The 26,068-nt window shown below is 52.4% G+C and carries 25 protein-coding genes; 17 read left to right on the top strand and 8 right to left on the bottom strand.

The window, feature by feature from the left end:
* Positions 1–63: 63 nt before the first annotated feature.
* The 10 genes from rimP (at position 64) to HMPREF3119_RS17705 (ending at position 12,099) form a co-directional block, all read left to right on the top strand.
* Positions 64–516, top strand: a complete 453-nt coding sequence (gene rimP, locus HMPREF3119_RS17745) for a ribosome maturation factor RimP (RefSeq protein WP_004241392.1) — start codon at positions 64–66, stop codon at positions 514–516.
* 26 nt (positions 517–542) lie between these two features.
* A complete protein-coding gene (gene nusA, locus HMPREF3119_RS17740) occupies positions 543–2,054 on the top strand; it encodes a transcription termination factor NusA (protein ID WP_024474265.1) in 1,512 nt (503 codons plus the stop codon).
* 21 nt (positions 2,055–2,075) lie between these two features.
* Positions 2,076–4,808, top strand: a complete 2,733-nt coding sequence (gene infB / locus HMPREF3119_RS17735; protein WP_004234560.1) for a translation initiation factor IF-2 — start codon at positions 2,076–2,078, stop codon at positions 4,806–4,808.
* Positions 4,809–4,880: 72 nt separating this feature from the next.
* Positions 4,881–5,291, top strand: coding sequence for a 30S ribosome-binding factor RbfA (rbfA, locus tag HMPREF3119_RS17730; RefSeq protein WP_036418187.1), 411 nt, complete (start codon positions 4,881–4,883; stop codon positions 5,289–5,291).
* Positions 5,291–6,235: a tRNA pseudouridine(55) synthase TruB gene (truB, locus tag HMPREF3119_RS17725; protein ID WP_049246995.1), complete on the top strand. Its 945-nt coding sequence runs from the start codon at positions 5,291–5,293 to the stop codon at positions 6,233–6,235. The genes rbfA and truB overlap by 1 nt, the downstream gene beginning before the upstream one ends.
* A gap of 121 nt (positions 6,236–6,356) precedes the next feature.
* Positions 6,357–6,626 carry a 30S ribosomal protein S15 gene (rpsO, locus tag HMPREF3119_RS17720; RefSeq protein WP_004234569.1) on the top strand — a complete coding sequence of 90 codons (270 nt, stop codon included), beginning with the start codon at positions 6,357–6,359 and terminating at the stop codon, positions 6,624–6,626.
* A 226-nt stretch (positions 6,627–6,852) separates the two neighbouring features.
* Entirely contained in the window at positions 6,853–9,009 is a 2,157-nt protein-coding gene (gene pnp, locus HMPREF3119_RS17715) for a polyribonucleotide nucleotidyltransferase (RefSeq protein ID WP_004234571.1), read from the top strand.
* 121 nt (positions 9,010–9,130) lie between these two features.
* The gene (nlpI, locus tag HMPREF3119_RS17710) at positions 9,131–10,018 is read left to right on the top strand and encodes a lipoprotein NlpI (RefSeq protein WP_004234572.1); all 888 of its coding nucleotides are present in this window, start codon (positions 9,131–9,133) and stop codon (positions 10,016–10,018) included.
* 103 nt (positions 10,019–10,121) lie between these two features.
* A complete protein-coding gene (gene yrbN, locus HMPREF3119_RS20035; RefSeq protein ID WP_107680073.1) occupies positions 10,122–10,202 on the top strand; it encodes a protein YrbN in 81 nt (26 codons plus the stop codon).
* Entirely contained in the window at positions 10,192–12,099 is a 1,908-nt protein-coding gene (locus tag HMPREF3119_RS17705) for a DEAD/DEAH family ATP-dependent RNA helicase (RefSeq protein WP_004241395.1), read from the top strand. Before yrbN ends, HMPREF3119_RS17705 begins: the two co-directional genes overlap by 11 nt.
* A 75-nt stretch (positions 12,100–12,174) precedes the next feature.
* Here HMPREF3119_RS17705 and btsR read toward each other — a convergent pair whose 3' ends face one another.
* Positions 12,175–12,888 (bottom strand): two-component system response regulator BtsR, encoded by a 714-nt coding sequence (btsR, locus tag HMPREF3119_RS17700; RefSeq protein WP_004234574.1) that lies wholly within the window; start codon positions 12,886–12,888, stop codon positions 12,175–12,177.
* An 18-nt stretch (positions 12,889–12,906) separates the two neighbouring features.
* On the bottom strand, positions 12,907–14,616 hold the full coding sequence (locus HMPREF3119_RS17695) for a sensor histidine kinase (protein ID WP_004241396.1): 1,710 nt from the start codon (positions 14,614–14,616) through the stop codon (positions 12,907–12,909).
* Between the two features lie 262 nt (positions 14,617–14,878).
* Here HMPREF3119_RS17695 and HMPREF3119_RS17690 point away from each other — a divergent pair, with 262 nt between their 5' ends.
* The 3 genes from HMPREF3119_RS17690 to HMPREF3119_RS17680 are packed head-to-tail and all read left to right on the top strand — an operon-like array spanning position 14,879 to position 18,162.
* Positions 14,879–15,850 (top strand): HlyD family secretion protein, encoded by a 972-nt coding sequence (locus HMPREF3119_RS17690; protein ID WP_004234576.1) that lies wholly within the window; start codon positions 14,879–14,881, stop codon positions 15,848–15,850.
* A gap of 9 nt (positions 15,851–15,859) precedes the next feature.
* Complete coding sequence (locus tag HMPREF3119_RS17685) at positions 15,860–17,002, top strand: ABC transporter permease (protein ID WP_004234577.1); 1,143 nt, start codon at positions 15,860–15,862, stop codon at positions 17,000–17,002.
* A complete protein-coding gene (locus tag HMPREF3119_RS17680; protein WP_036418181.1) occupies positions 16,999–18,162 on the top strand; it encodes an ABC transporter permease in 1,164 nt (387 codons plus the stop codon). The genes HMPREF3119_RS17685 and HMPREF3119_RS17680 overlap by 4 nt, the downstream gene beginning before the upstream one ends.
* Positions 18,163–18,275: 113 nt before the next feature.
* Here the strand turns inward: HMPREF3119_RS17680 and HMPREF3119_RS17675 are convergent, their stop codons facing one another.
* Genes HMPREF3119_RS17675 through HMPREF3119_RS17665 form a run of 3 tightly spaced genes read right to left on the bottom strand, consistent with a single transcriptional unit; the run spans position 18,276 to position 20,638 of the window.
* Positions 18,276–18,734 (bottom strand): RidA family protein, encoded by a 459-nt coding sequence (locus tag HMPREF3119_RS17675; protein WP_032098189.1) that lies wholly within the window; start codon positions 18,732–18,734, stop codon positions 18,276–18,278.
* 15 nt (positions 18,735–18,749) lie between these two features.
* Positions 18,750–19,628: a U32 family peptidase gene (locus HMPREF3119_RS17670; protein WP_036418179.1), complete on the bottom strand. Its 879-nt coding sequence runs from the start codon at positions 19,626–19,628 to the stop codon at positions 18,750–18,752.
* A 14-nt stretch (positions 19,629–19,642) separates the two neighbouring features.
* Positions 19,643–20,638, bottom strand: a complete 996-nt coding sequence (locus tag HMPREF3119_RS17665) for a ubiquinone anaerobic biosynthesis protein UbiU (protein WP_004234583.1) — start codon at positions 20,636–20,638, stop codon at positions 19,643–19,645.
* A gap of 263 nt (positions 20,639–20,901) precedes the next feature.
* On the opposite strand from HMPREF3119_RS17665, the gene HMPREF3119_RS17660 reads away from it, so the two are divergent.
* Positions 20,902–21,423 carry a ubiquinone anaerobic biosynthesis accessory factor UbiT gene (locus tag HMPREF3119_RS17660; RefSeq protein WP_004241402.1) on the top strand — a complete coding sequence of 174 codons (522 nt, stop codon included), beginning with the start codon at positions 20,902–20,904 and terminating at the stop codon, positions 21,421–21,423.
* On the top strand, positions 21,417–21,923 hold the full coding sequence (locus tag HMPREF3119_RS17655) for a GNAT family N-acetyltransferase (protein ID WP_070580459.1): 507 nt from the start codon (positions 21,417–21,419) through the stop codon (positions 21,921–21,923). The genes HMPREF3119_RS17660 and HMPREF3119_RS17655 overlap by 7 nt, the downstream gene beginning before the upstream one ends.
* On the opposite strand, the gene HMPREF3119_RS17650 is transcribed toward HMPREF3119_RS17655, so the two are convergent.
* Positions 21,902–22,222 carry a GIY-YIG nuclease family protein gene (locus HMPREF3119_RS17650; protein WP_036418177.1) on the bottom strand — a complete coding sequence of 107 codons (321 nt, stop codon included), beginning with the start codon at positions 22,220–22,222 and terminating at the stop codon, positions 21,902–21,904. The genes HMPREF3119_RS17655 and HMPREF3119_RS17650 overlap by 22 nt on opposite strands.
* Before the next feature lie 274 nt (positions 22,223–22,496).
* Between HMPREF3119_RS17650 and HMPREF3119_RS17645 the strand changes: the two genes are divergently transcribed.
* Positions 22,497–22,748, top strand: a complete 252-nt coding sequence (locus tag HMPREF3119_RS17645) for a multiple stress resistance protein BhsA (protein ID WP_070580458.1) — start codon at positions 22,497–22,499, stop codon at positions 22,746–22,748.
* A 103-nt stretch (positions 22,749–22,851) separates the two neighbouring features.
* Positions 22,852–23,307 carry a YhbP family protein gene (locus tag HMPREF3119_RS17640; RefSeq protein ID WP_036418231.1) on the top strand — a complete coding sequence of 152 codons (456 nt, stop codon included), beginning with the start codon at positions 22,852–22,854 and terminating at the stop codon, positions 23,305–23,307.
* Here HMPREF3119_RS17640 and nrdG read toward each other — a convergent pair.
* Positions 23,288–23,755, bottom strand: coding sequence for an anaerobic ribonucleoside-triphosphate reductase-activating protein (nrdG, locus tag HMPREF3119_RS17635; protein ID WP_004241407.1), 468 nt, complete (start codon positions 23,753–23,755; stop codon positions 23,288–23,290). The two genes, HMPREF3119_RS17640 and nrdG, sit on opposite strands and share 20 nt — an antisense overlap.
* Before the next feature lie 4 nt (positions 23,756–23,759).
* A complete protein-coding gene (nrdD, locus tag HMPREF3119_RS17630) occupies positions 23,760–25,946 on the bottom strand; it encodes an anaerobic ribonucleoside-triphosphate reductase (protein ID WP_051997336.1) in 2,187 nt (728 codons plus the stop codon).
* Positions 25,947–26,068: the final 122 nt, after the last annotated feature.

Below are 26,068 nucleotides of genomic sequence, written 5' to 3'. Positions count from 1 at the left end.
TTTTGTTATCAGTCAACAGAGATACTGGGCGTTATGCCCTTTTTTTATGTCCCGGGGGTGGTCTTGTCCACATTAGAGCAGAAATTAACAGAGATGGTCACTGCACCTGTCGAAGCACTCGGTTTTGAGCTTGTCGGCGTGGAGTTTATCCGCGGCCGCGTGTCAACACTGCGTATTTTTATTGATAGTGAAGAGGGTATCACTGTTGATGATTGCGCGGACGTGAGCCACCAGGTCAGTGCCGTTCTTGATGTTGAAGATCCTATTACAACCGTTTATAACCTTGAGGTTTCGTCTCCGGGAATGGAGCGTCCGTTATTTACGGCTGAACATTATCAGCGGTTTACCGGTGAGGAAGTCTCACTGACTTTACGAATCGCAATGCAGAACCGTCGCAGATGGCAGGGTATTATCAAAGCCGTCGACGGTGAAATGATCACGGTTACAGTGGATGGCAAAGACGAAGTGTTCGCACTTGGCAACATCCAGAAAGCTAACCTGGTACCCCACTTTTAATATAAAGTTCAAAAGAGGCAACTAGGATGAATAAAGAAATTCTGGCTGTTGTTGAGGCAGTTTCTAACGAAAAATCGCTTCCTCGTGAGAAAATTTTTGAGGCTCTGGAAACTGCGCTGGCAACCGCCACCAAGAAAAAATACGAACAGGAAATTGATGTTCGTGTGGAAATTGACCGTAAATCCGGTGATTTTGATACCTTCCGCCGCTGGATGGTGGTAGAAGAAGTCACTCAGCCGACCCGTGAAATCACACTGGAAGCGGCTGATTATGAAACGCCGGGCATTCAGGTAGGCGAATATATCGAAGATCAGATTGAATCTGTCACCTTCGACCGTATCACCACTCAGACCGCAAAACAGGTTATCGTACAGAAAGTACGCGAAGCTGAGCGTGCGATGGTGGTTGATCAGTTCCGCGAGCAGCAGGGCGAAATCATCACCGGTGTGGTGAAAAAAGTGAACCGCGAAAACATTACCCTCGATCTGGGGAATAATGCGGAAGCAGTCATTATGCGCGAAGATATGCTGCCGCGTGAGAATTTCCGTCCGGGTGACCGTATCCGCGGAGTTCTGTATGATGTTCGTCCGGAAGCCCGTGGGGCACAATTATTTGTGACCCGTTCCCGTCCGGAAATGCTGGTCGAATTATTTAAAATCGAAGTGCCGGAAATCGGCGAAGAGATTATTGAAATTAAAGCGGCTGCCCGTGATCCCGGTTCCCGTGCGAAAATCGCGGTGAAGACCAATGACAAACGCATCGACCCTGTCGGGGCATGTGTGGGAATGCGCGGCGCCCGCGTTCAGGCCGTTTCCGGTGAGCTGGGCGGCGAGCGGATTGATATCGTGTTGTGGGATGACAACCCGGCGCAATTCGTGATTAATGCAATGGCTCCGGCAGATGTTGCATCCATTGTTGTCGATGAAGACAAATGCACAATGGACGTTGCTGTGGAAAGCAGCAACCTTGCACAGGCCATTGGCCGTAACGGCCAGAATGTGCGTCTCGCTGCACAACTGCTGAAAAAACATCGTGGTGATGACAAATGGGAACTGAACGTCATGACCGCGGAGGAACTTAACGCGAAACACCAGGCGGAAGCACACGCTTCCATTGAAACTTTTGTTAAGCATCTCGACATCGATGAAGATTTCGCAACCTTATTAGTGGAAGAAGGTTTCTCCACACTGGAAGAACTGGCGTATGTGCCGGTCAGCGAACTTCTGGAAATCGACGGCCTCGAAGAGGAAACCGTTGAAGTCCTGCGCGAACGTGCAAAAGCCGCTTTAACAACGCTCGAACTGGCACAGAAAGAGAGCCAGTCAGGTACCACACCGGCGGATGATTTGTTAAACCTTGAAGGCATGGACCGCACACTGGCATTCACCCTGGCTTCCCGTGGTATTTGTACCCTTGAAGATCTCGCAGAGCAGGGTATCGATGACCTCACGGATATCGAAGGTCTGAATGATGAGAAAGCAGGTGAACTCATCATGGCAGCGCGTAATATCTGTTGGTTTGGCGACGATGCATCTTAATTTGTAGCGGGAAGGAGCAGCATGACAGAATCGGTAAAATCACTGGCAGACGAAATTCAGACTTCCGTAGAGCGCCTGGTACAGCAGTTTGCTGATGCCGGCATCAAAAAAACGGCGTCTGATAACGTTTCCCAGCAAGAAAAAGAGGCCCTGCTGGCCCATCTGAACCGCGAACAGGGCGGGGCAAGTCAGCCGGGTAAATTAACACTTCAGCGCAAAACTCGCAGTACGCTGAGTGTTCCGGTAACCGGTGGCAAGAGCAAATCGGTTAATATTGAAGTCCGCAAAAAACGCACATATGTAAACCGCGATGCCGCTGAACAGGCAAAAGCCGCGGAAGAGCAGGCACAGCGTGAAGCGGAAGAGCAGGCAAGACGCGAAGCTGAAGAGCAGGCCCGTCGTGAAGCCGAAGAAAAAGCCAGACAAGAGGCGCAAGCCAAACGTGAGGCTGAAGAAAAGGCAAAACGCGAAGCGGCAGCAGCGAAAGTAACTGAACAAGCGGCAGAACCGGCTAAGCGTGAAGCAGCGGAAAAGAATAACGTGAAAGAAAATAAAGCGAAATCAGCCCCGGCTGATACCCGGGAAAACAGCGAAAAAGTGCGCCGCGAAGCCGAAGCCGCTGAAATCAAACGCAAAGCTGAAGAAGAACAGCAGCGCAAACTTGAAGCTGAAGTGAAACGTGCAGCTGAAGAAGCGCGCCGTCTGGCCGAAGAAAACGGCGAGAAATGGTCTGCTCCTGTCAGTGAAGAAACAGAAAGCGCGGACTATCACACCACCACCTCTGCTCACGCCCGTGAAGCGGAAGATGAAAGTGATGCGAAAGTTGAAGGTGATAACCGCGGCCGCGGCCGTGGCGCGAAAAACGTCCGCCAGAAGAAAAACAACCGTCACTCTGAGAAAGCCGATCGCGAAGAAGCCCGTGCGCAACTGCCGCGCGGTAAGAAACAGCGTAAAGGCAGCTCACTGCAGCAGAGCTTTAACAAGCCGGTTGCAGCGGTTACCCGTGATGTGGTTATCGGTGAAACCATCACTGTTGGTGAATTAGCCAACAAGATGGCGGTAAAAGGTTCTCAGGTCATTAAAACCATGATGAAGATGGGCGCTATGGCGACTATCAACCAGGTGATTGACCAGGAAACCGCACAGCTGGTTGCCGAGGAAATGGGTCACAAAGTTATCCTGCGCCGTGAGAACGAGCTGGAAGAAGCGATCCTGAACGACCGTGACATGGGTGAAGCACAGGCTGAACCACGTGCGCCGGTTGTGACCATCATGGGTCACGTTGACCACGGTAAAACCTCTTTACTGGACTATATCCGTTCCACCAAAGTCGCCTCCGGCGAAGCGGGCGGTATTACCCAGCACATCGGTGCTTACCATGTGACCACCGATAAAGGCGCTATCACGTTCCTGGATACTCCGGGACACGCCGCGTTTACCTCCATGCGTGCCCGTGGTGCGCAGGCAACGGATATCGTTGTTCTGGTTGTCGCAGCGGACGATGGCGTGATGCCGCAGACTATCGAAGCTATCCAGCATGCGAAAGCAGCGGGTGTGCCGGTTGTGGTTGCGGTGAACAAAATTGATAAACCGGAAGCCGATCCGGATCGCGTACGTAACGAACTGTCTCAGTACGGCATCCTCTCTGAAGAGTGGGGCGGTGAGACTCAGTTCATCAGCGTTTCCGCGAAGAAAGGTATCGGTATCGACGATCTGCTCGATGCTATCCTGCTGCAGGCTGAAGTTCTTGAACTGAAAGCAGTGCGTGCCGGTATGGCGAGCGGTGTGGTTATCGAATCTTACCTCGATAAAGGCCGTGGTCCGGTCGCCACTATCCTGGTACAGAGCGGTACACTGAACAAAGGCGATATCGTGCTGTGCGGCTTTGAATACGGCCGTATCCGTGCGATGCGTAACGAACTGGGTCAGGATATCACCGAAGCGGGTCCGTCCATTCCGGTGGAAATCCTGGGTCTGTCCAACGTACCGTCTGCCGGTGATGAAGCGACCGTTGTCCGTGACGAGAAGAAAGCCCGTGAAGTGGCACTCTATCGTCAGGGTAAATTCCGTGATGTGAAACTGGCACGCCAGCAGAAAGCCAAACTGGAAAACATGTTTGCTAACATGGAAAGCGGTAAGGTTTCTGAACTGAACATCGTTCTGAAGACTGATGTGCAGGGTACCTGTGAAGCTATCACCGATTCACTGATGAAACTGTCAACTGATGAAGTCAAAGTGAAAATCATCGGTTCCGGTGTGGGTGGTATCACTGAAACTGACGCCACGCTGGCTGCGGCATCCAACGCGATTATCCTCGGCTTTAACGTCCGTGCGGATGCATCAGCGCGCCGCCTGATTGAAAGCGAAAGCGTTGACCTGCGTTACTATTCCGTAATCTACAGCCTGATTGATGAAATCAAACAGGCAATGAGCGGGATGCTGGCGCCGGAATTCAAACAGGAAATCATGGGTCTGGCAGAAGTCCGTGATGTGTTCCGTTCACCGAAATTCGGTGCCATCGCCGGTTGTATGGTGACGGAAGGAACTATCAAACGTAATAACCCTATCCGCGTTCTGCGTGACAACGTGGTTATCTATGAAGGTGAGCTGGAATCTCTGCGCCGCTTCAAAGATGACGTTGCTGAAGTCCGTAACGGGATGGAATGTGGTATCGGTGTCAAGAACTACAATGATGTCCGCCCGGGAGACATGATTGAAGTCTTCCAGGTGATTGAAGTTCAGCGAACTATCTGATCACCTGACGGTATGACATAACATGATATAATTGGGGGGCTTATGGCCCCCCGAATTTTCAGGAGAGAAACTATGGCGAGAGAATTCAGCCGTACTCAGCGCGTTTCACAGGAAATTCAGAAAGAAATTGCGATTATCCTGCAGCGTGAAATTAAAGATCCCCGTGTGGGGATGGCAACGGTATCCGGCGTGGATTTATCCCGCGATATGGCCTATGCCACGGTATTTGTCACCTTTCTGAACTTTATGGATGAAGACCATAATTCAGAGCAGGTGAAAACAGGTATCAAAGTCTTAAATGATATTTCCGGCTACATTCGTTCCCTGCTGGGGAAAGAGATGCGCCTGCGCATTATTCCGGAACTTAAATTTGAATATGACAGCTCTCTGGTCGAAGGGATGCGTATGTCTAACCTGGTGTCTGATGTGATCAAACACGACCTGGATATGCGTAAATCTGCGGACGACAAAGAGGGTAACTGATGGCACGCCGTCGTCGTGGCCGTAATATTAACGGCATTGTCCTGCTGGATAAACCGCAGGACATTTCATCCAATGATGCATTACAGAAGGTCCGCCGTCTGTTTAATGCCGCCAAGGCCGGTCACACCGGCGCGCTGGATCCGCTGGCGACCGGTATGCTGCCGGTCTGCCTCGGTGAAGCAACCAAGTTTTCACAGTTCCTGCTGGATTCCGACAAACGTTACCGCGTGATTGCCCGCCTGGGGCAGCGTACGGACACCTCAGACTCACAGGGTGAGGTGATCAGTGAGCGCCCGCTGTCATTCACGGCGGAACAGCTTGCGGCTGCCCTGGAGTCATTCAGGGGCGATACCTTACAGGTACCGTCCATGTATTCCGCGCTCAAGCATCAGGGACGTCCGCTGTATGAGTATGCCCGCAAAGGCATCACCATAGAGCGGGAAGCCCGCCCGATCACGGTGTATGAACTGCTGTTTATCCGCCATGAAGGGGAAGAGCTGGAGCTGGAAATTCACTGCTCGAAAGGCACCTATATCCGCACTATCATTGATGATCTCGGTGAGAAACTCGGTTGCGGTGCTCACGTGACTATGCTGCGCCGGCTGCAGGTGGCCACGTATCCGGCAGAACGGATGGTGACACTGGAACAGCTTCAGGAAATGCGGCGTGTGGCGGATGAGGCTGAAACTCCGCTCGAAACCGCACTGGATCCGCTGTTGCTGCCGATGGATACCGCCGTGTCACATTTCCCGCAGGTCAATCTGACGGACGTGACTGCCGGGTATTTTAAGCTGGGGCAGCCGGTACGGGCTCCGCACGACCTGGCACCGGAGACATTAACCCGCGTAACGCAGGGTGATGACGCGCAGTTTATCGGCCTTGCGGTGATCAGTGAGGACGGGCTGGTGGCACCGCGCCGTCTTGTTGTGGAATACACGGAATAAGCATTGCCGCATCTTGCGTTCAGGGCGCAGGCGGCGTAGAATAACGCGGCAATTTCCCTGAGATGCTGAATTAGAGATCGGCACTCATTTTTATTAATCAAAGTATATTTGGAGTTCTATTATGTCTCTAAGCACTGAAGCGAAAGCGAAAATTGTCGCTGATTTCGGTCGTGGCGAAAACGACACCGGTTCAAGCGAAGTTCAGATTGCGCTGCTGACTGCACAGATCAACCACCTGCAGGGTCACTTTGCAGAGCACAAAAAAGATCACCACAGCCGTCGTGGTCTGCTGCGTATGGTTGCTCAGCGTCGTAAGCTCCTGAACTATCTGAAAGGCAAAGACTTAGCAAGCTATACCTCAATTCTTGAGCGTCTGGGCCTGCGTCGCTAATTCAGACAAGTTTCAGTGGAAAGGGGCCGACGGCCCCTTTTCTTCTGAATGCGGCACACTGAGCTGTTGCCGCAATAATAACGATTCTTCGGTACAGCTATTCGCGCGGCTAATGAGAGCACTTTCCGGCAGCAGGAAAAGGTTGTCATTAGTCGCGAGGATGTATCTGAAGGAACCATTTCACTACTTACCCCTGCCGGGGTGAGAGACCCAGAAGGATATTATTTTGTTAAATCCGACAATCCGTAAATTCCAGTATGGTCAGCACACTGTCACTATCGAAACCGGCATGATGGCCCGTCAGGCGACAGCAGCTGTAATGGTTAACATGGACGACACCGCGGTATTCGTTACCGTTGTCGGCCAGAAAAAAATGAAACCGGGCCAGGACTTCTTCCCGCTGACCGTAAACTATCAGGAGCGTACTTACGCTGCCGGCCGTATTCCGGGGAGCTTCTTCCGCCGTGAAGGCCGTCCGGGCGAAGGCGAAACCCTGATCGCACGTCTGATTGACCGTCCGTTACGTCCGCTGTTCCCGGAAGGTTTCCTGAACGAAGTTCAGATTATCGCAACCGTGGTGTCTGTGAACCCGCAGGTTAACCCTGATATCGTGGCAATGATTGGTGCCTCAGCGGCGCTGGCACTGTCCGGTATTCCGTTCAACGGCCCGATTGGTGCGGCACGTGTTGGTTTCATCAATGACCAGTATGTTCTGAACCCGACCACTGACGAATTAGCGGTAAGCAAACTGGATCTGGTTGTTGCCGGTACCAAAGGTGCGGTTCTGATGGTTGAATCAGAAGCACAGCTGCTGACCGAAGAACAAATGCTGGGTGCGGTCGTGTTCGGTCACGAGCAGCAGCAGATTGTTATCGAAAACATCAACGCACTGGCCGCTGAAGCCGGTAAGCCGAAGTGGGACTGGCAGCCTGAGCCTGTTAACCAGACTCTGCGTGACCGCGTTGCTGAACTGTCTGAAAAAGCGCTGGGTGATGCTTACCGTATCACTGAGAAACAGGATCGTTACGCACAGGTTGATATCATTAAAGATGCAACCATCAGTGCACTGGAAGCTGAATTTGCCGCACGCGGCGAAGAGCTGACCGGCGAACTGAAACATGAAATCAGCGACATCCTGGCTGCGGTTGAGAAATCTGTTGTCCGTACCCGTGTTCTGAACGGCGAGCCGCGTATCGACGGCCGTGAAAAAGACATGGTCCGCGCACTGGATGTCCGCACCGGTGTTCTGCCGCGTACTCACGGTTCTTCTCTGTTCACCCGTGGTGAAACTCAGGCGCTGGTAACAGCAACTCTGGGTACTGCCCGTGATGCACAGACTCTGGATCAGGTAATGGGTGAAATCACTGACACCTTCCTGTTCCACTACAACTTCCCTCCGTACTGCGTGGGTGAAACCGGTATGGTCGGTTCACCGAAACGTCGTGAAATCGGCCACGGCCGTCTGGCGAAACGTGGTGTGCTGGCAGTGATGCCATCCCAGGAAGAATTCCCGTACACCGTGCGTGTGGTTTCAGAAATCACTGAATCCAATGGTTCTTCTTCTATGGCGTCAGTCTGTGGTGCATCTCTGGCACTGATGGATGCAGGTGTTCCTGTGAAATCAGCGGTTGCCGGTATCGCGATGGGTCTGGTGAAAGAAGACGACAAATTTGTGGTTCTGTCTGATATCCTCGGTGATGAAGACCACCTCGGCGACATGGACTTTAAAGTTGCGGGCAGCCGTGACGGTATCAGCGCCCTGCAGATGGATATCAAAATCGAAGGTATCACCAGCGAAATCATGCAGGTGGCTCTGAACCAGGCCAAAGGTGCGCGTCTGCACATCCTGGGCGTGATGGAACAGGCTATCAACTCACCACGTGCTGATATCTCTGAATTTGCACCGCGCATTCACACCATCCGCATCAACCCGGACAAAATCAAAGACGTTATCGGTAAAGGCGGTTCTGTGATCCGTGCCCTGACCGAAGAAACCGGCACCACTATCGAAATCGAAGATGACGGTACTGTGAAGATTGCTGCAACTGACGGCGATAAAGCGAAGATGGCTATCCGCCGTATCGAAGAAATCACCGCAGAAGTGGAAGTCGGCCGTATCTATAACGGTAAAGTTGTCCGTATCGTTGACTTCGGTGCTTTCGTGGCTATCGGCGGCGGTAAAGAAGGTCTGGTGCATATTTCTCAGATCGCTGACAAACGCGTTGAAAAAGTATCAGATTATCTGGAAATGGGTCAGGAAGTACCGGTCAAGGTACTGGAAATCGACCGTCAGGGTCGTATCCGCCTGAGCATGAAAGAAGCAGTCAGTCAGGATGCAGCTCCGGCTTCGGATGCAACCCCTGATGCAAATAACGCTGAATAAAATTTGACGTAAGTCGTGGCGTCCTGTAAAAAGGGCGCCATTCGGCAAAAAAAGCAAAATGCACTCGGTTATTGTCAGTCAGAGGATTATCCTTTCAGGGATCTGACTTCGGGAGTAGGAAATGAATTTTTTTCTGCGTTGGTGGAGCATTGCAGCTATAATTTTTATCGCAGGATGCAGCAGCGGTAAAAACTGGCACTCCGGGGATTTACTTGCAGTACCCCTGCAACCATCATTACAGCAGGAAGTGATCCTCGCCCGAATGGAACAAATACTGGCAAGCCGGTCATTAACTGAGGACGAGTACGCCCAGCTGCTTTATCAGCGTGGTGTGTTGTACGACAGCCTCGGATTGCGTGCATTGGCACGTAACGATTTTACTGTTGCGTTATCAATGCGTCCGGATATTCCGGAGATATTTAATTACCTGGGCATTTATTTTACGCAGGCAGGCAACTTTGATGCTGCCTATGAAGCGTATGATTCTGTATTAGAGCTTGATCCAACTTATAACTACGCGCGTATGAACCGCGGTATTGCCCTGTATTACGGGGGCCGGTATCCGGTGGCGCGGGATGATTTGCTGGCGTTTTATCAGGATGATCCAAACGATCCGTTCCGCTCGCTGTGGCTTTATCTCGTCGATAAAGAGATAGATCCGAAGAAAGCACTGACCGATTTACGTCAGCGCTATCAGCAGGCGAAAGGCGGACAATGGGGCTGGAATATTGCTGAATTCTATCTCGGCGACATCAGTGAAAAGACACTGCTTGATCGGCTGAAGGAATTCTCAACGGATAACACTTCGCTCGCTGAACATCTCAGTGAAACCTACTTCTATTTAGGTAAATACTACCTGAGTCTGGGGGATACGGACAGCGCTGAAACGCTGTTCAAGCTGACGGTTGCCAACAACGCACACAATTTCGTTGAGCACCGCTACGCATTGTTGGAATTAGCTCTGTTAGGTGATGAAGAACAGGACCTGACGGATTCAGATCCACAATAGCTGACGAACACACTTCAACCCGTTAATTTTTCACCATCGCGAAAGTGATGGGGGGATGTTTTGTTCGTTTTATAATTTTATTTGAGCCAGTTCACACTTTTAAATGAAAACAACCGACATGCTTTCCGATGGGTTGTGTAGACTGGCCGCCATTTTGTATGAGGCACCTTTACATGACCACTGAGACTGAAATCTCTTTTGCTGACATTGGTTTATCAGCTGATATTTTGACTGCACTGGACGACCTGGGCTACGAAAAGCCGTCCCCGATCCAGCAACAATGTATTCCGCACCTGCTTGCCGGACGTGATGTCCTGGGTATGGCACAGACAGGTAGTGGTAAAACGGCGGCATTCGGCCTGCCGTTACTGAACAATATTGATCCGAACCTGAGAGCACCACAGATTCTGGTGCTGGCACCGACCCGCGAATTAGCGGTCCAGGTTGCGGAAGCCTGTACTGATTTCTCCAAACATATGCGTAACGTGAATGTGGTCGCCCTGTACGGCGGTCAGCGTTATGACGTCCAGTTACGCGCTCTGCGTCAGGGGCCACAGGTGGTTGTCGGGACTCCGGGCCGTCTGCTGGATCACTTAAAACGCGGCACCCTGGATTTATCCAACCTGAAAGGTCTGGTACTGGACGAAGCAGATGAAATGCTGCGCATGGGCTTCATCGAAGACGTTGAAACCATCATGAGCCAGATCCCGGCAGAGCATCAGACAGCTCTGTTCTCTGCAACTATGCCGGAAGCTATCCGCCGCATTACCCGTCGTTTCATGAAAGATCCGCAGGAAGTGCGCATTCAGACCAGCGTCACTACCCGTCCGGACATCAGCCAGAGCTACTGGACTGCTTACGGCGCACGTAAGAGCGAAGCACTGGTCCGTTTCCTGGAAGCGGAAGATTTTGATGCGGCGATTATCTTCGTCCGTACCAAAAACGCAACCCTGGAAGTGGCAGAAACTCTGGAGCGTAACGGCTACAACAGCGCTGCACTGAACGGTGACATGAACCAGGCACTGCGTGAGCAGACACTGGAGCGCCTGAAAGACGGTCGTCTGGATATCCTGATTGCAACCGACGTTGCTGCCCGTGGTCTGGACGTTGAGCGTATCAGCCTGGTTGTTAACTACGATATCCCGATGGATGCGGAATCTTATGTTCACCGTATCGGCCGTACCGGTCGTGCGGGCCGCGCCGGCCGCGCTCTGCTGTTCGTTGAAAACCGCGAACGCCGCCTGCTGCGCAACATTGAACGCACCATGAAACTGACCATCCCTGAGGTAGAATTACCGGATGCAGAGATGATCAGCCAGCGCCGCCAGGAAAAATTCGCTGCCACTATCCATGCAGAAATGGAAAGCAGCAACCTGGATCAGTACCGTGCACTGCTGAAAAAACTGGTTCCGGCAGACAGCGATGAGTCTGAAGCAGATATCGATATGGAAACCCTGGCCGCTGTTCTGCTGAAAATGGCAGAAGGTGAGCGCAAACTGATCCTGCCACCGGATGCACCGCGTCGTCCGCGCCGTGAGTTCAACGATCGTGATGATCGCCGCCGCAATGATCGCAACGACCGTTTCGGTGATCGTCCTGAGCGTGGTGATCGTCCGCGCCGTGAACGCCGTGATGTGGGTGATATGGAGCTGTACCGCATTGAAGTGGGCCGTACCGATGGTGTTGAAGTCCGTCACATTGTGGGCGCGATTGCTAACGAAGGTGATATCAACAGCCGTTACATCGGTAACATCAAACTGTTTGATACTCACTCAACTATCGAATTACCGAAAGGTATGCCGACTGATCTGTTACAGCACTTCACCCGTACCCGTGTTATGAACAAACCAATGAACATGACATTAGTCGGTGATGCGAAGCCGTTCAACCGTGAACGCCGCAGCGGTGGTAATGACCGTGGTGGTAACGGTGGCCGCAGTTTCGGTGGTGGTAACCGCCGTGACGGTGAGCGTTCTGACCGTGGCAACAGCGATCGCCGTCCGCAGGGCGAGCGCCGCAGCTTCCGCCGCGAAGAAGGCGGAAACTCCGCACCACGTCGTCGTAGCAATAATGATGCATAATTGATTCTCTGAATCATAAAAAGCCCGGCCGGGGATATCCCTGCCGGGCTTTTTTTATGCGTCCGGATTTTGGTATTAAATCAGCCCCAGCGCTTCCTTCAGGGGTCTGAGGTAGCGGCGGCTGACCGGAATGGTTTCATCGTTACTCAGGATCAGCTCGGCCTGGCCGTTATCGCCCAGCAGGATTTCCCGCAGACGGGTCAGATTGACCAGATACTGCCGGTGGCAGCGCAGCAGCGGGGTACGGGTTTCCAGAGTACGGAGTGTCAGCTCGGTAAATCCTTCCTGGCCGTGTGCGCTCATCACAAACACGCCGCTGATGCGGGAATTGACATACACCACATCCTCAACCGGCATCAGCCAGATACGGTTGTGCCCGCTGCACGGGATATAGCGCAGTTGCTCTGTCTGTTCCGGGGTCTCCGCCGGGCGGATCTGCCCCTGGCGCAGCCGGTTCAGGGTTTTGTCCAGGCGCTCTTTTTCCACCGGTTTGAGCAGATAATCAAACGCATCCTCCTCAAAAGCCTGTAAGGCGTACTCTTCAAAGGCGGTGAGAAAGACAATCGCAGGCCGGTGGCCGGGATCGAGCATACCAACCATTTCCAGCCCGGTGACACGGGGCATCTGAATATCCAGAAACACCACGTCCGGCTTCAGGCGGTGAATTTTTCCGATGGCATCAATGGCGTTGGTGCATTCACCCAGGATATGGATGTCAGGATACGCATCAAGCAGTAATCGCAGGTTTTCCCGGGCCAGTGGCTCATCATCAACAATTAAAACATTCATTGTGTCATTATCATTTTTTTAGTTATCAGGCGGTGCTGCCGCACCTGCCGGTGAGTCGAAGGGTAAGGTCAGAATAATGGTTGTTTTTACTTCCGGCTCGCAGTGAACACTGAGGCCGTATTGTTTACCATAGCGGACTTTGATGCGTTTATCGACCAGCCCCATGCCGAGCCCGTCACTCATCCCGGTCGGCTGATACAGCCCGGCGTTATCGGTGATCAGGATGACAAGCGTATTGCCCTCCGCCCGTGCGCTTATGGTAATTTTTCCCTGCTCAAATATCTGTGATGTACCATGTTTTATCGCATTTTCCACAATGGGCTGTAACGAAAAGACCGGCAGACTGGCTTGTTTCAGCGCATCCGGAATGGCGATATCCACACTGAGCTGCTCACGGAAGCGGGCTTTCTCAATCTGTAAGTAAGCATTCACATGCTCAATTTCGGCCGCGAGAGTGGCTATCTCCCCCGGCCGTTTTAAGTTTTTGCGGAAAAAGGTGGAGAGATTCTGCACCAGATGCCGCGCCTGTTCCGCATCGCGGCGGATCACGGCCTGTAAGGTATTGAGGGCATTAAACAGGAAATGCGGATTCACCTGGGCATGCAGCAATTTTACCTCTGTTTCCAGTAGTGACTGCTTACTTCGCTCAAACTGCCCGGCCAGAATCTGAGCTGACAACAGGCTGGCAATCCCTTCTCCCAGCGTGCGGTTAATGGAGCTGAACAGGCGGTTCTTCACCTCATACAGTTTGATGGTACCGACCACCTGCTTATTCTCCCCGGTCAGCGGGATAACCAGCGTAGAGCCGAGTTTACAGTGCGGATTGATCGAACAGCAGTACGGTGTTTCGTTGCCGTCGGCATAGACCACTTCATTATGGGCAATGGCCTGCCGGGAGTAACGCGAGGCAATCGGCGTGCCCGGCAGATGGTGATCCGCCCCGACACCGATAAACGCCAGCAGTTTTTCCGTATCCGTGATAGCCACGGCGGCGACATTCAGCTCATCATACAGCACCTGTGCCACCTGGCGGCTGTTGGTCTCGTTAAATCCCTGGCGCAGCACGCCGTCCGTACTGATCGCCAGTTTCAATGCCTGGGCGGAAAAGGCACTGGTGTATTTTTCAAAGATAGCGCGTCTGTCCAGCAGGATACGGATAAACATAGCGGCACCGATGGTATTGGCGATAATCATCGGTGCGGCAATATCTTTCACCAGATTCAGCGCTTCATTAAACGGCCGTGCCAGTAACAGAATAATCGCCATCTGCGCCAGTTCGGCAACAAAGGTCACACCGGCCGCTGTCCAGGGATTAAACAGTTTGTTGATCTGCCCGCGCTTCATATAGTAGCGGTGAACCAGGCCGCCGATAAGCCCCTCGACAATAGTGGACACCATACAACTGAACGCCGTCATCCCGCCGAGAGAATAGCGGTGCAGCCCGCCGGTAAAACCGACCAGCAGCCCGACAGACGGTCCGCCGAGCAACCCGCCGAGTACGGAGCCGATAGCCCGTGTGTTGGCGATGGAATCATTGATATTCAGTCCGAAATAGGTGCCCATGACACAGAAAACGGAGAAAATCAGATAGCACATCAGCTTGTGCGGCAGGCGGACAGTCACCTGTAAAACCGGCAGCACCAGCGGCGTTTTGCTGAGCACCCAGGCGATAACCAGGTACACACACATCTGCTGAAGCAGCAGGAAAATCAGGTTGTAGTCATACATTTTTCTGTCGGATCACTTGCCGGAGGAGAATTATTTGTAACTATCTGAGATTTTATATTAAAAATAGTTGTGTAACAGGTGTGTGAGGCTAAGATTGAAGGTATTATGCTGTGATCTGGCGCACAAATATCTTAACGGTTTCAGCTGAAATCAGTGATACTGAAACCTTCCCCTTTCTTCATCGTTTTATCCAGAACAATTTCATTCGGGATGATTCCATTTCGAATAGTTTCACAAGTGATAGTTAAGGCCGAAATCAAGAATGAAAAAAAGAACAATCTATCTGATCCTGCTGATGCTGGTCTTAATTGCGATGGCTGCACTTTTTCGTGCCCACAACCAGTATCTTTTATTACAGGGTGAAGTCGATGCACCGGAGGTTATTGTCTCCTCGAAAGCCAAAGGACGTGTTGTTGAGCGTCTGATTGAGCGCGGTGACGACGTTAAACAGGGACAGGCGCTGATTCGCCTGACCAGCCCGGAGCTGGAAGCACAGGTCGCCTCGTTGGTGGCTGCCCGCGATCAGGCTCAGGCGCAGTTAACCGAGTCCCTGAACGGCACGCGGGAAGAGAGCGTGCGCAACTATGCTGCACAGCTGGCGAAGTCTCAGGCTGAGCTGGCGAATGCACAGCGTGATTTTCAGCGCATGAGCAGCATGGCCGGTAGAGGTTATGTGTCAAAAACCGAGCTTGATCAGTCCCGCCGTGCCCGTGATGTGGCGCAGCAGGGTGTACTGGCCGCCAAAGCTCAGCTCGACCAGGCGAAAAACGGCGACCGCACCGAGCAGCGTCAGCGTTACGAAGCGGCACTTCGCCAGGCAGAACAGAAACTGGCGGAATTAAAAGTCCAGCAGGATGAACTGACAGTTACCGCGCCGGTGACCGGGGAGATCGGGCCGGTTCCGGCTGAAATCGGGGAACTGTTTAATGCAGGCAGCCCGCTGGTGACGATTATCCGCCTGCCGGAAGCGTATTTTGTCTATAACCTGCGTGAGGATATTCTCGCGGATGTGAAAAAAGGCGACAAAATCACCCTGACGGTACCGGCACTGAAAAATCAGGAAATTGAGGCAGAAGTCCGCTATATCGCCCCGATGGGGGATTACGCCACCAAACGCGCCACCCGTGCCACCGGGGATTTTGATCTGAAAACCTTTGAGGTGCGTCTCTATCCGGCACAACCTGTGGACGGGTTAAGACCCGGCATGAGTGCACTGTGGCGCCGGGATAAGTAAGGTGTCACGATGAGAATACCGGTTATCTGGTACAGCTTTCGCCACGCCTTCACACAGGAAACCCGGATGGCTATCCGCAGCCCGGTGTTCCACTGGCTGAGCTGGTTATTTCCGCTGATCTTATTCACACTGATCAGCGCGAACTTTTCAGAGGGAACACTGCTGAATCTGCCGGTCTCTGCGGTGGATTATGACCACAGTCCGCTCTCGCGGACGCTGGTGCGCAATCTGAACGCTGCTTCACACGCCAGTATCACGCCGCGGGATGATCCTTCGGCAGCACTGGAGCGGATGGGCAGTGCGGAAGATTACGCGATCCTGATGATCCCGAAACGTTTTGAAAGTGATGTGCTGGCCGGAAAGCAGCCGACAGTCCGGATGTATTACAACGGGTTATTTTATGCCTCCGGCAGCTATGCGATTCAGGATTTCAGCGGGCTGATAGCAGAACTGAATGCACAGTACCGCACTGTCCTCGCGTCAGAAACGGGCAAGACGCTGCCGAAACTGGCACAGGTGACGATGTCATACGACAGCCTGTTCAATGCCAGCGGCAGTTATATTTATTATCAGCAGTTTGCCGCCACCATCCATATGCTTCAGTTATTTGTTGTCACGCTGACTATTTACAGTATGTCGCGCGGTACCATGCTGCTGACGCTTAAACCGCTGTTCAGTGGTGTTCTGGGGAAACTGGCACCGTATACCCTGTTTTTTACCGCTCTGCTGATGGTGGAACTGGCTGCCCTGGTGACGTTTTCCGGCGCCAAGGTGGCAGGTAACCCGCTGTATATGCTGTTTATCGGCTTCTTTTATGTCATGGCGGCACAGAGTATCGGCCTGCTGCTTTACACATTCACCAGCAATGCGCTGATGGCTTACAGTATGATTGGTATGCTGGTCAGTATCGCCATGGCGTTTTCCGGCATGGCGGTGCCGGAGCTGTCGATGATCCTGCCAGCCAGGATTATCTCTAACCTTGAGCCGCTGACTCACGCACTCAATGCGATGTTTGATATCTTCCTGCGTGAAGTGTCGCTGCTGCATATTCTGTATGTCTGCGCATTATTGCTGATTTATCCGGTGGCTAATGCCTTTTTTGTCCGTAACCGGTTACCGAAGCGGCTGGCATTGCAGGGAGGTGCGGTATGAAACTCTATTTCCAGACGTTCCTGAAAGTCCTGCTGGGAATGCTGGCAAAACCGATGTGGATGCTGCTGGTGGTTTCACTGTGTGTGATGAGCCTGGTGTATGTCCGGCCGGTCTTGTGGGATCTGCCTGTCGCCGTGATTGACCAGGATCACTCCGCAGCCAGCCGCTCACTGATCCGGCAGCTGGATGCAACCGCCAAAGTGGAGCTGCACGGTTATGACAACCTGGAGACGGCACGGCGCGATATGATTATGCGCGAGTTATTCGCCATCATTATTATTCCGACTGATTTTGAGCGAAATATTCTCCAGGGGAAAAATATCACTGTCCCGGTATTCGGGGATGCGACGAACCGTCTTGCCAGCGGGCAGATCCAGCAGGAACTGAGTAAGGCATACCAGGAGTTGCTGGGGGGCTATAACACCCGTATTTTGCAGGATGCGGGCTATACACCGGAACAGGCGTCACTGATTATTTCACCGATACAGTCAGAAACGGTGGCCATGTATAACCCGGGTGTCAGCTTTGCGGCGATTGTATTCCCTGGTCTGCTGGTCATGTTATTACAGCACTCCCTGCTGATAGCCTGTGTCCGTGTCAGTATCGCGGTGCGCAGCACGCCGAAAGGTAAACCGCCGCTGGCGGTGTATCTGGGGGCGCTGAGTGCACTGCTGCCTATCTGGCTGTTTCTCTCGACGGTCTTCTTTGCCCTGTGGCCGTGGGTGCTGGGATACCGCCAGGAAGCGCCGATGTATGAACTATGGCTGCTGACATTCCCGTTCCTGCTGGGAGTACTGGGACTGGGCAAACTTGTTACCGAATGTCTGCGCAGTGTGGAGATGATTTACCTGACACTGGCTTTTGTCACCACTCCGGTCTTTTATATGTCAGGTACTATCTGGCCGTTACAGGCTATGCCGGACTGGGTACGATTTATTGCTTCCGCATTGCCGTCGACCTGGGCGACCAAAGCGATTGCCGGGATCAACCAGATGGATTTACCGTTCAGCAGCGTGCAGAACGATATTATTATGATGCTGGTGCTCGGGATTATTTATACGCTTCTCGGGGTCTTTATCGGTATGTTGCGTGACGGGGAATTACGGCGTATTACGCATTCCCTGCGACGGTTATTCCGGCGGAAAAAAAGAGCCCGTTAAATAAAGGAAATCCCGTTCTCACGGTTTTTGTGGGAAAAGAGGATCAGGGTACGCAACGTGAGGCATAACGCCGGTAAAAGCGGGCGCGCAGATATCGCGCCCGTACTGTTCTGTTACTCAATACCCGCGATCAGCGATATTTCCATACAGGCGCCGAACGGCAGTTGTGCCACAGTGAGTGCATTGCGGCTGTGATAGCCTTTCTCACCAAAAACATCATGGAAAACCTGTGAGCAGGCATTCGCTACCACGTGAGGATCGGTAAAATCCTGTGTACCGTTAATCATGCAGTTCAGGTTGATGATCTTTTTAATCTTATTCAGATCACCAACCGCGCCCTGCAGTGTACCGAGCAGATTAACAGCCAGCTGACGGGCAATTTTCTCACCCTGTTCAATGGTCAGATCCGCCCCGAACTTACCGGTATTTAACTGCTCTCCGGTTTTGGATAAATGGCCGGAGAGGGTAATGGTGTTATCAAAAATCACATACGGCTGAAATTTTGCATCCGGTACAACGACCGGCGGCAGTTCAATATTCAGTGCTTTTAAACGGGCATAAACATCAGTCATGGTTATTTCCTTCCGTTATTCCACCAGTTCCAGGCCCGCCACTTTACGCCAGTAGCCATTGCAGTTTTGTGCCTGTGCCAGATCGAGCGGCTGTGCGCCGGTTTCATTCTGACGGAAATGGTCGATGACCGCCAGATCGTCCGGTGCATCCGGGGAGATCCGCACGATATCCACCAGTCCCTGCATGGAACACAGATCATTGCCGAGGTTATAGCAGTAACCGCTCTGTGTCTGGATCCCGTTAAGGACAAAGACCTGCTGATTTTCCTGCGAGAGTACTTTGCGCCCCTGCGGATAGTTGATGCAGCAGGTTTCGCAGTCATCTTTGGCGCGGTTTTCCGAACGGGCGGTGAAGCAGCGGGCGGAGTAGGCCAGCGGCAGATGGCCGTAGCTCATCACTTCCACTTCAAATTTGTCGCGGATCCCCAGCTCTTCACATTGCTTCAGCAGGTTCACCAGCCAGTCACGGGACAGCTCCACCGGCATGCACCAGCGTGTCATCCCCTGTTTTTGCAGAATTTTCAGCGCCGGGGCGTTATAACAGTTCAGGCCGTGTCCGGCGACAAACGGCAGCCCGCGCTCGTGCAGCATATTAATCACGCCGAAATCATGAGCTTCGATCATAAATTCGCCGTTATCCACCAGTTTGGCGATCTCTTTCAGCTCGGACGGGGCCTGTAACAGTGCCAGCGTGGAGATAACCACCTGCTTGCCGCTTCCGGCAACTGTTTTAGCGAGATTTATCCAGTCATCCGGTTTCATTTCCCGGCGTTTGCTGCACACGGTTTCGCCGAGATAGATAATATCCGCACTGCTTTGCATTGCCTGCTGATAAAACTGTTCCAGTGTTGCTTTCGGCCAGTAATAGAGGACTGAACCTAATGAAAATTGCATCGTTTTTCTCTCCGTTACTGCCATTTGCGGTGATAGGCACCGAGTGTGGTCTGGCGTCCTTCTGACATGCCGCCGAGGGTCTGCATCCACGCGGCATCCGGCGCATAGTTGTCCGGATCGGCTTTGCAGCGGTCGATGGCCTGACGCCATACTTTCGCCACATCAGTCACATAGGCCGGGCTGCGCTGGCGGCCTTCAATTTTCACTGAGGCGATATTCGCCGCCATCAGTTCCGGCAGCAGTTCCAGGGTATTAAGGCTGGTCGGCTCTTCCAGGGCATGGTAAGGCTTGCTGTCCACGCAGTAACGGCCTTTGCAGAGTGTCGGGTAACCGGCGTTCTCATCTGCGCCGTAGCGGTCAATCAGCACATCATTCAGGCGTGATTCCAGCCCCTGCGGGGTCTCCTGCCAGCGGACAAACCGTGCCGGAGAGCAGGCACCGACGGTATTCGGGGATTCCCCGGTCAGGTAGGAGGAGAGGTAGCAGCGGCCTTCCGCCATGATGCACAGGCTGCCGAAAGCAAAGACTTCCAGCGGCACCGGGCTGGTGCGTGCCAGCTGTTTTACCTGATGGATAGAGAGTACACGGGGCAGTACGATACGGTGCACATCAAAGTTGCGCTGATAGAAACGGATAGCTTCGGTATTGGTGGCGGATGCCTGCACAGAGACATGACGCTCAATGTGCGGATAACGCTCCGCAGCATATTCCAGCATGGCGATATCCGCGAGGATCAGGGCATCCGCCCCCAGTTGTGCGGCCATATCCACCGCCCGCTGCCAGCGGCTGAAACCATCCGGATGGGCAAAGGTATTAATCGCGATATGCAGGTGACGCCGGTGGCTGTGAACATAATCCACCGCCTCGGCGAGTTTCTTTTCAGTAAAATTCAGACCGGCGAAGTGACGGGCATTAGTATCATCTTTCAGGCCGATATAAACCGCATCTGCGCCATTATCAATGGCGGCTTTCAGTGCGGGTAAATTACCGGCAGGACACAATAGTTCCATGGTGAGACTCTCAGACTGAATAATAAAAATGATCGGAAATTGTAAATGGCAGGCTAAAAAAGGTATTGACCTGAGGCAGGTTAGTGAACATTTACCGCAAAAAATCACCCGGTTTGCGGATATAAAAGCGGGATGTTCTCTGCGGCAGGAAGAAAATCGGGTATATAATAGAAACAATGACACGAAAAATTGACCGGAATCCTGAGTTATTTCTGCAGATTCTGGCACAATGGCGCAGTAATTCAGATTAAGGAGTCAGTACGGTGTTTGCCAAAATTCGTTCCTCGCTCGTACACAACGGGCCGGCGTTATTGCGGTTCCCGCTGAAATTAACGCCGTTTACCCTGCAAAAACAGGTTCTTCAGCAGGTTCTGGCGCGTCAGTTTGAAGAGGCGCTGACAGAAGGCGATCTCGATTTTCTGGAAAATAAATGGCTGAAGGTGGAAGTCCGTGACCTGGCGCTTCACTGGTATATCAGTAACCGTGACGGCCGTCTGGTGGTCAGTGCGGATGAACAGGAGGATGTCAGCTTCAGCGGTAATGCTAATGATCTGGTGCTGATCGCGGCCCGCAAAGAGGACCCGGATACCCTGTTCTTCCAGCGCCGTCTGCGTATTGAAGGGGATACCGAGCTGGGTCTGTATGTCAAAAACCTGATGGACTCGATTGACCTCGACGGTATGCCGCCGCTGCTGCGCAGCGCATTAATGCAGCTGGCTGAGTTTATTCAGGCCGGGCTGGCGGAAGACGGGGATAAATCGCAGGCAGTGGTGACCTCATGCTGATCCGCACAGAAATTCCGGTTGATGCCGCCGGTATCGATGCACTGCTGCGCAGCGCATTCGGGCGTGACAACGAAGCCGATCTTCTGCATGCACTGCGGGAAGACGGTCTGCTGACCCTGGGTGTGGTTGCCACTGATGATGAAGGTCAGGTGGTCGGTTACGCCGGTTTCACGCCCGTGGATGTGGAAGGCGAGGATTGTCAGTGGGTCGGACTGGCACCGCTTGCGGTGGCAGAGGCTTACCGTGGTCAGGGCATTGCGAAGCAGATGGTTTATGAGGGGCTGGACAGCCTCAATGAGTTCGGTTACGGCGCGGTTGTGGTGCTGGGCGATCCTGAGATCTACGGTAAGTGGGGATTTAAACCGGCAGCAGAGTTTGATCTGCACTGCAAATGGCCGGATACCGCACCGTATTTCCTGATCTATACGCTGGAAAATGATGCCGCAGACCGTTATCACGGGCTGGTTAATTTCTCACATCATTTTGACAGCTGTGAATAATCACCACCGTTAAGGTATGTCGTCAAATCGGAGGGCTGGTCACTGACCAGCCTTTCTTTTTTCTGTTTTGTCAGTTGCTTGACCCGGTATTCTTCTTTTGACGCGATTGAACGATCCGCCAGAGCGGCCTGATATACCACTTGCAACCCTGTTTTCCCCCGCAGATATTTCGCACCCTTTCCGGACTGATGTGTCGCAACGCGCAGTGCGACATCACGGGTGATCCCTGTGTAAAGATATCCGGATTCTGTCCTGATTATGTAAAGGAACCACGTATTTTTGTCTGATGCTATCGTCATTTTTGCTTAATCGTGCCTTTTTATGTTTGTATGAAAGGCGAATATTTTGTTGGTTTTAGTCGGGTAATAGTCACGCAAGTAACTAATTAATCAGTAGTATTTCACATGATAGTTCTTCCCGGTGATTAATTAAAATTTTTATCATCAAAATAATTGAATAAGTATGGCAAAAATAGCTAATTTTCTTTCCGCCAGAAAGCGCATAGTATGACTCACATCACAAAGAGAGACAAAAACGTCTCATGATACTAACGATATTCTGAGGAATAAAATTATGAAAATTTCTGCAATCATCCCTGCTGTTTTAGCGTTAAGTGCTGTTTCATTTGGTTCTTTTGCTGCAACTGAAGTTCAGCACAGCACTCAGACTCCGGTCGGTGTTGTCTCTGTCAGCAATATTGATACCCTGGCGGATGTGACTGCTGAGTTATCCAAAAAAGCTGATGAAGCTGGTGCAACTTCTTTCCGTATCACCTCTGCCGGTGGTGAAAACCTGATGGGCGGTACAGCAGAACTCTATAAATAATCCCTGAGATTTGCCATACAATACAGCCCGTCTGACGGGACTGTCTGAACCAGCACCGGATGATATACTCTGTCAGCCGGTGTGGTTTTATTGGGGGGACTGTATGGAATTACCGCACGATTCAATCCTGTCTTATCTGAAGAAAAATCATGTCTTTACTCTGTGCGCCACCGCCGGAGATGACCTGTGGTGCGCTTCCTGCTTTTATGTCGCGGACACCGGCGCAATGATGCTTTATTTCCTCACTGAACCACATACCCGGCACGGTACGCTGATGCAGCAGAATCCGCTGGTGGCGGGAACCATTTCCGCACAGACGGTGACCGTGGCAAAAATCCGCGGGATCCAGTTCAGAGGAGAGATTACGACATTGTCAGCGGAAGAGGAAAAGCAGGCGAGAGCCGTTTACTGCCGACGCTTTCCGGTAGCTATTGCTGCCAAAACCCCGTTGCGGGGGTTGCGGCTGGATGAGATAAAGATGGTGAATAATACGCTGGGGTTCGGAAAGAAACTGCACTGGTCGCGGTTCAGCGCGGGTGTCAGCGCAGATAGTGAATGACCTGGTTACTGCTGCCGCGCCAGATCAGCATCGGGTCATGCAGATCCTGTACAAATTTCCCGTCGACTAACACATTGATATGCTCAATGACTTCCCGCTGGGCATCATTCAGTTCATCCAGTTTATAACCTGTCCACATCCAGATATCTTTTTCCGGCGGGCACTCGCGGCGGATGCGCTGCACCAGTGCCAGAATCTCCGGCACATTGTGCGGATGCAGCGGATCACCACCGGACAGTGTGATCCCCTGACGTTTTACGCGGGTATCACAGAGGTCGGCGATAATCATATCTTCCAGTTCCCGGGTGTACGGCACACCGGAATCAGTGCGCCAGGTGCTCTGGTTATAGCAGCCGCGGCACTGATGCACACAACCGGAGACAAACAGGGTGCAGCGTGTACCCGGCCCGTTGACCACGTCAACGGGATAGTACTGATGATAATTCACTGCATTACCCCAGTTGGCCGTTATTCAGGTGTTTAACGCGGCGCTTCACTTCTTCCTGCTTACCGGCGTTAAACGGACGGGCATCCGGGCTGCCGAGGTAACCGCATACACGGCGGATAACAGAGACGCGGGAAGCATCGTGGTTGCCGCATTTCGGGCAGACAAAGCCTTTGCTGGTACAGTTAAATTCACCGGCAAACCCGCATTCATAACACTCATCAATCGGCGTGTTGGTTCCGTAGTACGGAACTCGGTCGTAGCTGTAATCCCAGACATCTTCCAGTGCTTTCAGGTTGTGCTGGAGGTTCGGGTATTCGCCGTAGCAGATAAAACCGCCGTTCGCCAGTGGCGGATACGGTGCTTCGAAATCCAGTTTATCGTACGGATTGACCTTCTTCTCCACATCCAGGTGGAAGCTGTTGGTGTAGTAACCTTTGTCAGTCACACCCGGGATAATCCCGAATTCGGCGGTATCCAGGCGGCAGAAACGGTCACACAGGTTTTCACTCGGGGTGCTGTAGAGGCTGAAACCGTAGCCGGTTTCATTTTTCCACTCGTCTGTTGCACGACGCAGACGTTCCACGATGGCGACACCGAGGGCGCGGCGCTGTTCGTCGTCATACATGTGCGTTTCAGTGCCGGTCAGGGCATTGATAGTTTCATGGATGCCGATGTAACCCAGTGAAATCGAGGCGCGGCCGTTTTTAAAGATTTCGGTGACGGAGTCATCCGCTTTCAGACGCACGCCGCAGGCACCTTCCATATACAGGATCGGCGCGACACGGGCTTTGACATTTTCCAGCCGTGCGATACGGGTCATCAGGGCTTTTTTGGCAAGCACCAGACGCTCATCCAGCAGTGACCAGAAATCCGCTTCACTGCCCTGTGATTCAATGGCAATGCGTGGCAGGTTCAGACTGATAACCCCGAGGTTGTTACGCCCGTCGTGGATCATTTCACCGTTCTCTTCATAGACACCGAGGAAGCTGCGGCAGCCCATCGGGGTTTTAAAGGAGCCGGTCACTTTCACTACCTGGTCGTAGTTCAGGATATCCGGATACATCCGCTTGCTGGCGCATTCTAACGCTAACTGTTTGATGTCATAGTTCGGATCGCCGTACTGGTGGTTCAGGCCTTTTTTAATGGCGAAAACCAGTTTCGGGAATACCGCTGTTTTGTGGTTTTTACCCAGACCGGCGATGCGGTTACGTAAAATTGCCTGCTGGATCATGCGGGATTCTTTTGAGGTGCCCAGCCCGAAGCCGAAGGTGACAAACGGCGTCTGCCCGTTGGCGGTGTGCAGTGTATTGACTTCATATTCCAGCGATTGGAAGGCGTCGTAACACTCTTTTTCTGTGCGGGCGTTGGCATAACCTTCCGCATCCGGGATCTGCCACTCTTTTGCAGTTTTCAGATGTTTGTTATAGCTGGCAGTGACAAACGGTGCGAGAATTTCGTCGATACGGTTAATGGTGGTGCCGCCGTAAATATGGCTGGCCACCTGGGCAATAATCTGTGCTGTTACCGCCGTCGCGGTAGAGATGGACTTAGGCTGTTCTATCTCAGCGTTACCCATTTTAAAGCCATGAGTCAGCATGCCTTTTAAATCGATCAGCATACAGTTAAACATCGGGAAGAACGGCGCGTAGTCCAGATCGTGATAGTGAATTTCGCCGCGTTCGTGCGAAATTACAACATCACGCGGTAAAATATGCTGTTTTGCGTAGTGTTTGGCAACGATACCCGCCAGCAGGTCACGCTGTGTCGGGATCACCTTGCTGTCTTTATTGGCATTCTCGTTGAGAATGGACATATCACTCTGTTCAACCAGCCCGCGGATCTCGTTATTCAGGCGGCCGCGCAGTTCACGCGCCACGTCACGATCATGACGGTATTCGATGTAGGTTCTGGCTAACTCTTTGTAATCACCGGACATTAACTGGTTTTCAACGGCGTCCTGTATCTCACCGATATCGACCTTTTTCCGGTCACCCAGCAGGGAGGCTACCCGGGAGGCAACCTGAGAGCAGTAGTCATCATCATTAACGCGTGCGGCTTTGGCGGCTCTTTTAATGGCATCCCGGATGCGTGATTCATCAAAATTTACCTGACATCCATCACGCTTAATCACGATAGTGTGCACTTTGCTTCTCTCCGGCAGTTTGGTTATCCACAGGGCAAAACCTGTCATAATGCGGCTTCATGGCGTTGTGGATAACACTGTGAATAAATACTATATCTAGTGTGCTTTGTATTATATAGCACTAGATATAGATTTCCTCCGGAATAAGGCGATTGAAATTGATTTAAGTC

The sequence above is a fragment of the Morganella sp. HMSC11D09 genome, assembly GCF_001807955.1.
Taxonomy (GTDB): domain Bacteria; phylum Pseudomonadota; class Gammaproteobacteria; order Enterobacterales; family Enterobacteriaceae; genus Morganella; species Morganella morganii.
Note: the sequence above shows the minus strand (reverse complement) of the source record. Positions and strands in the feature narration are given on the sequence as shown.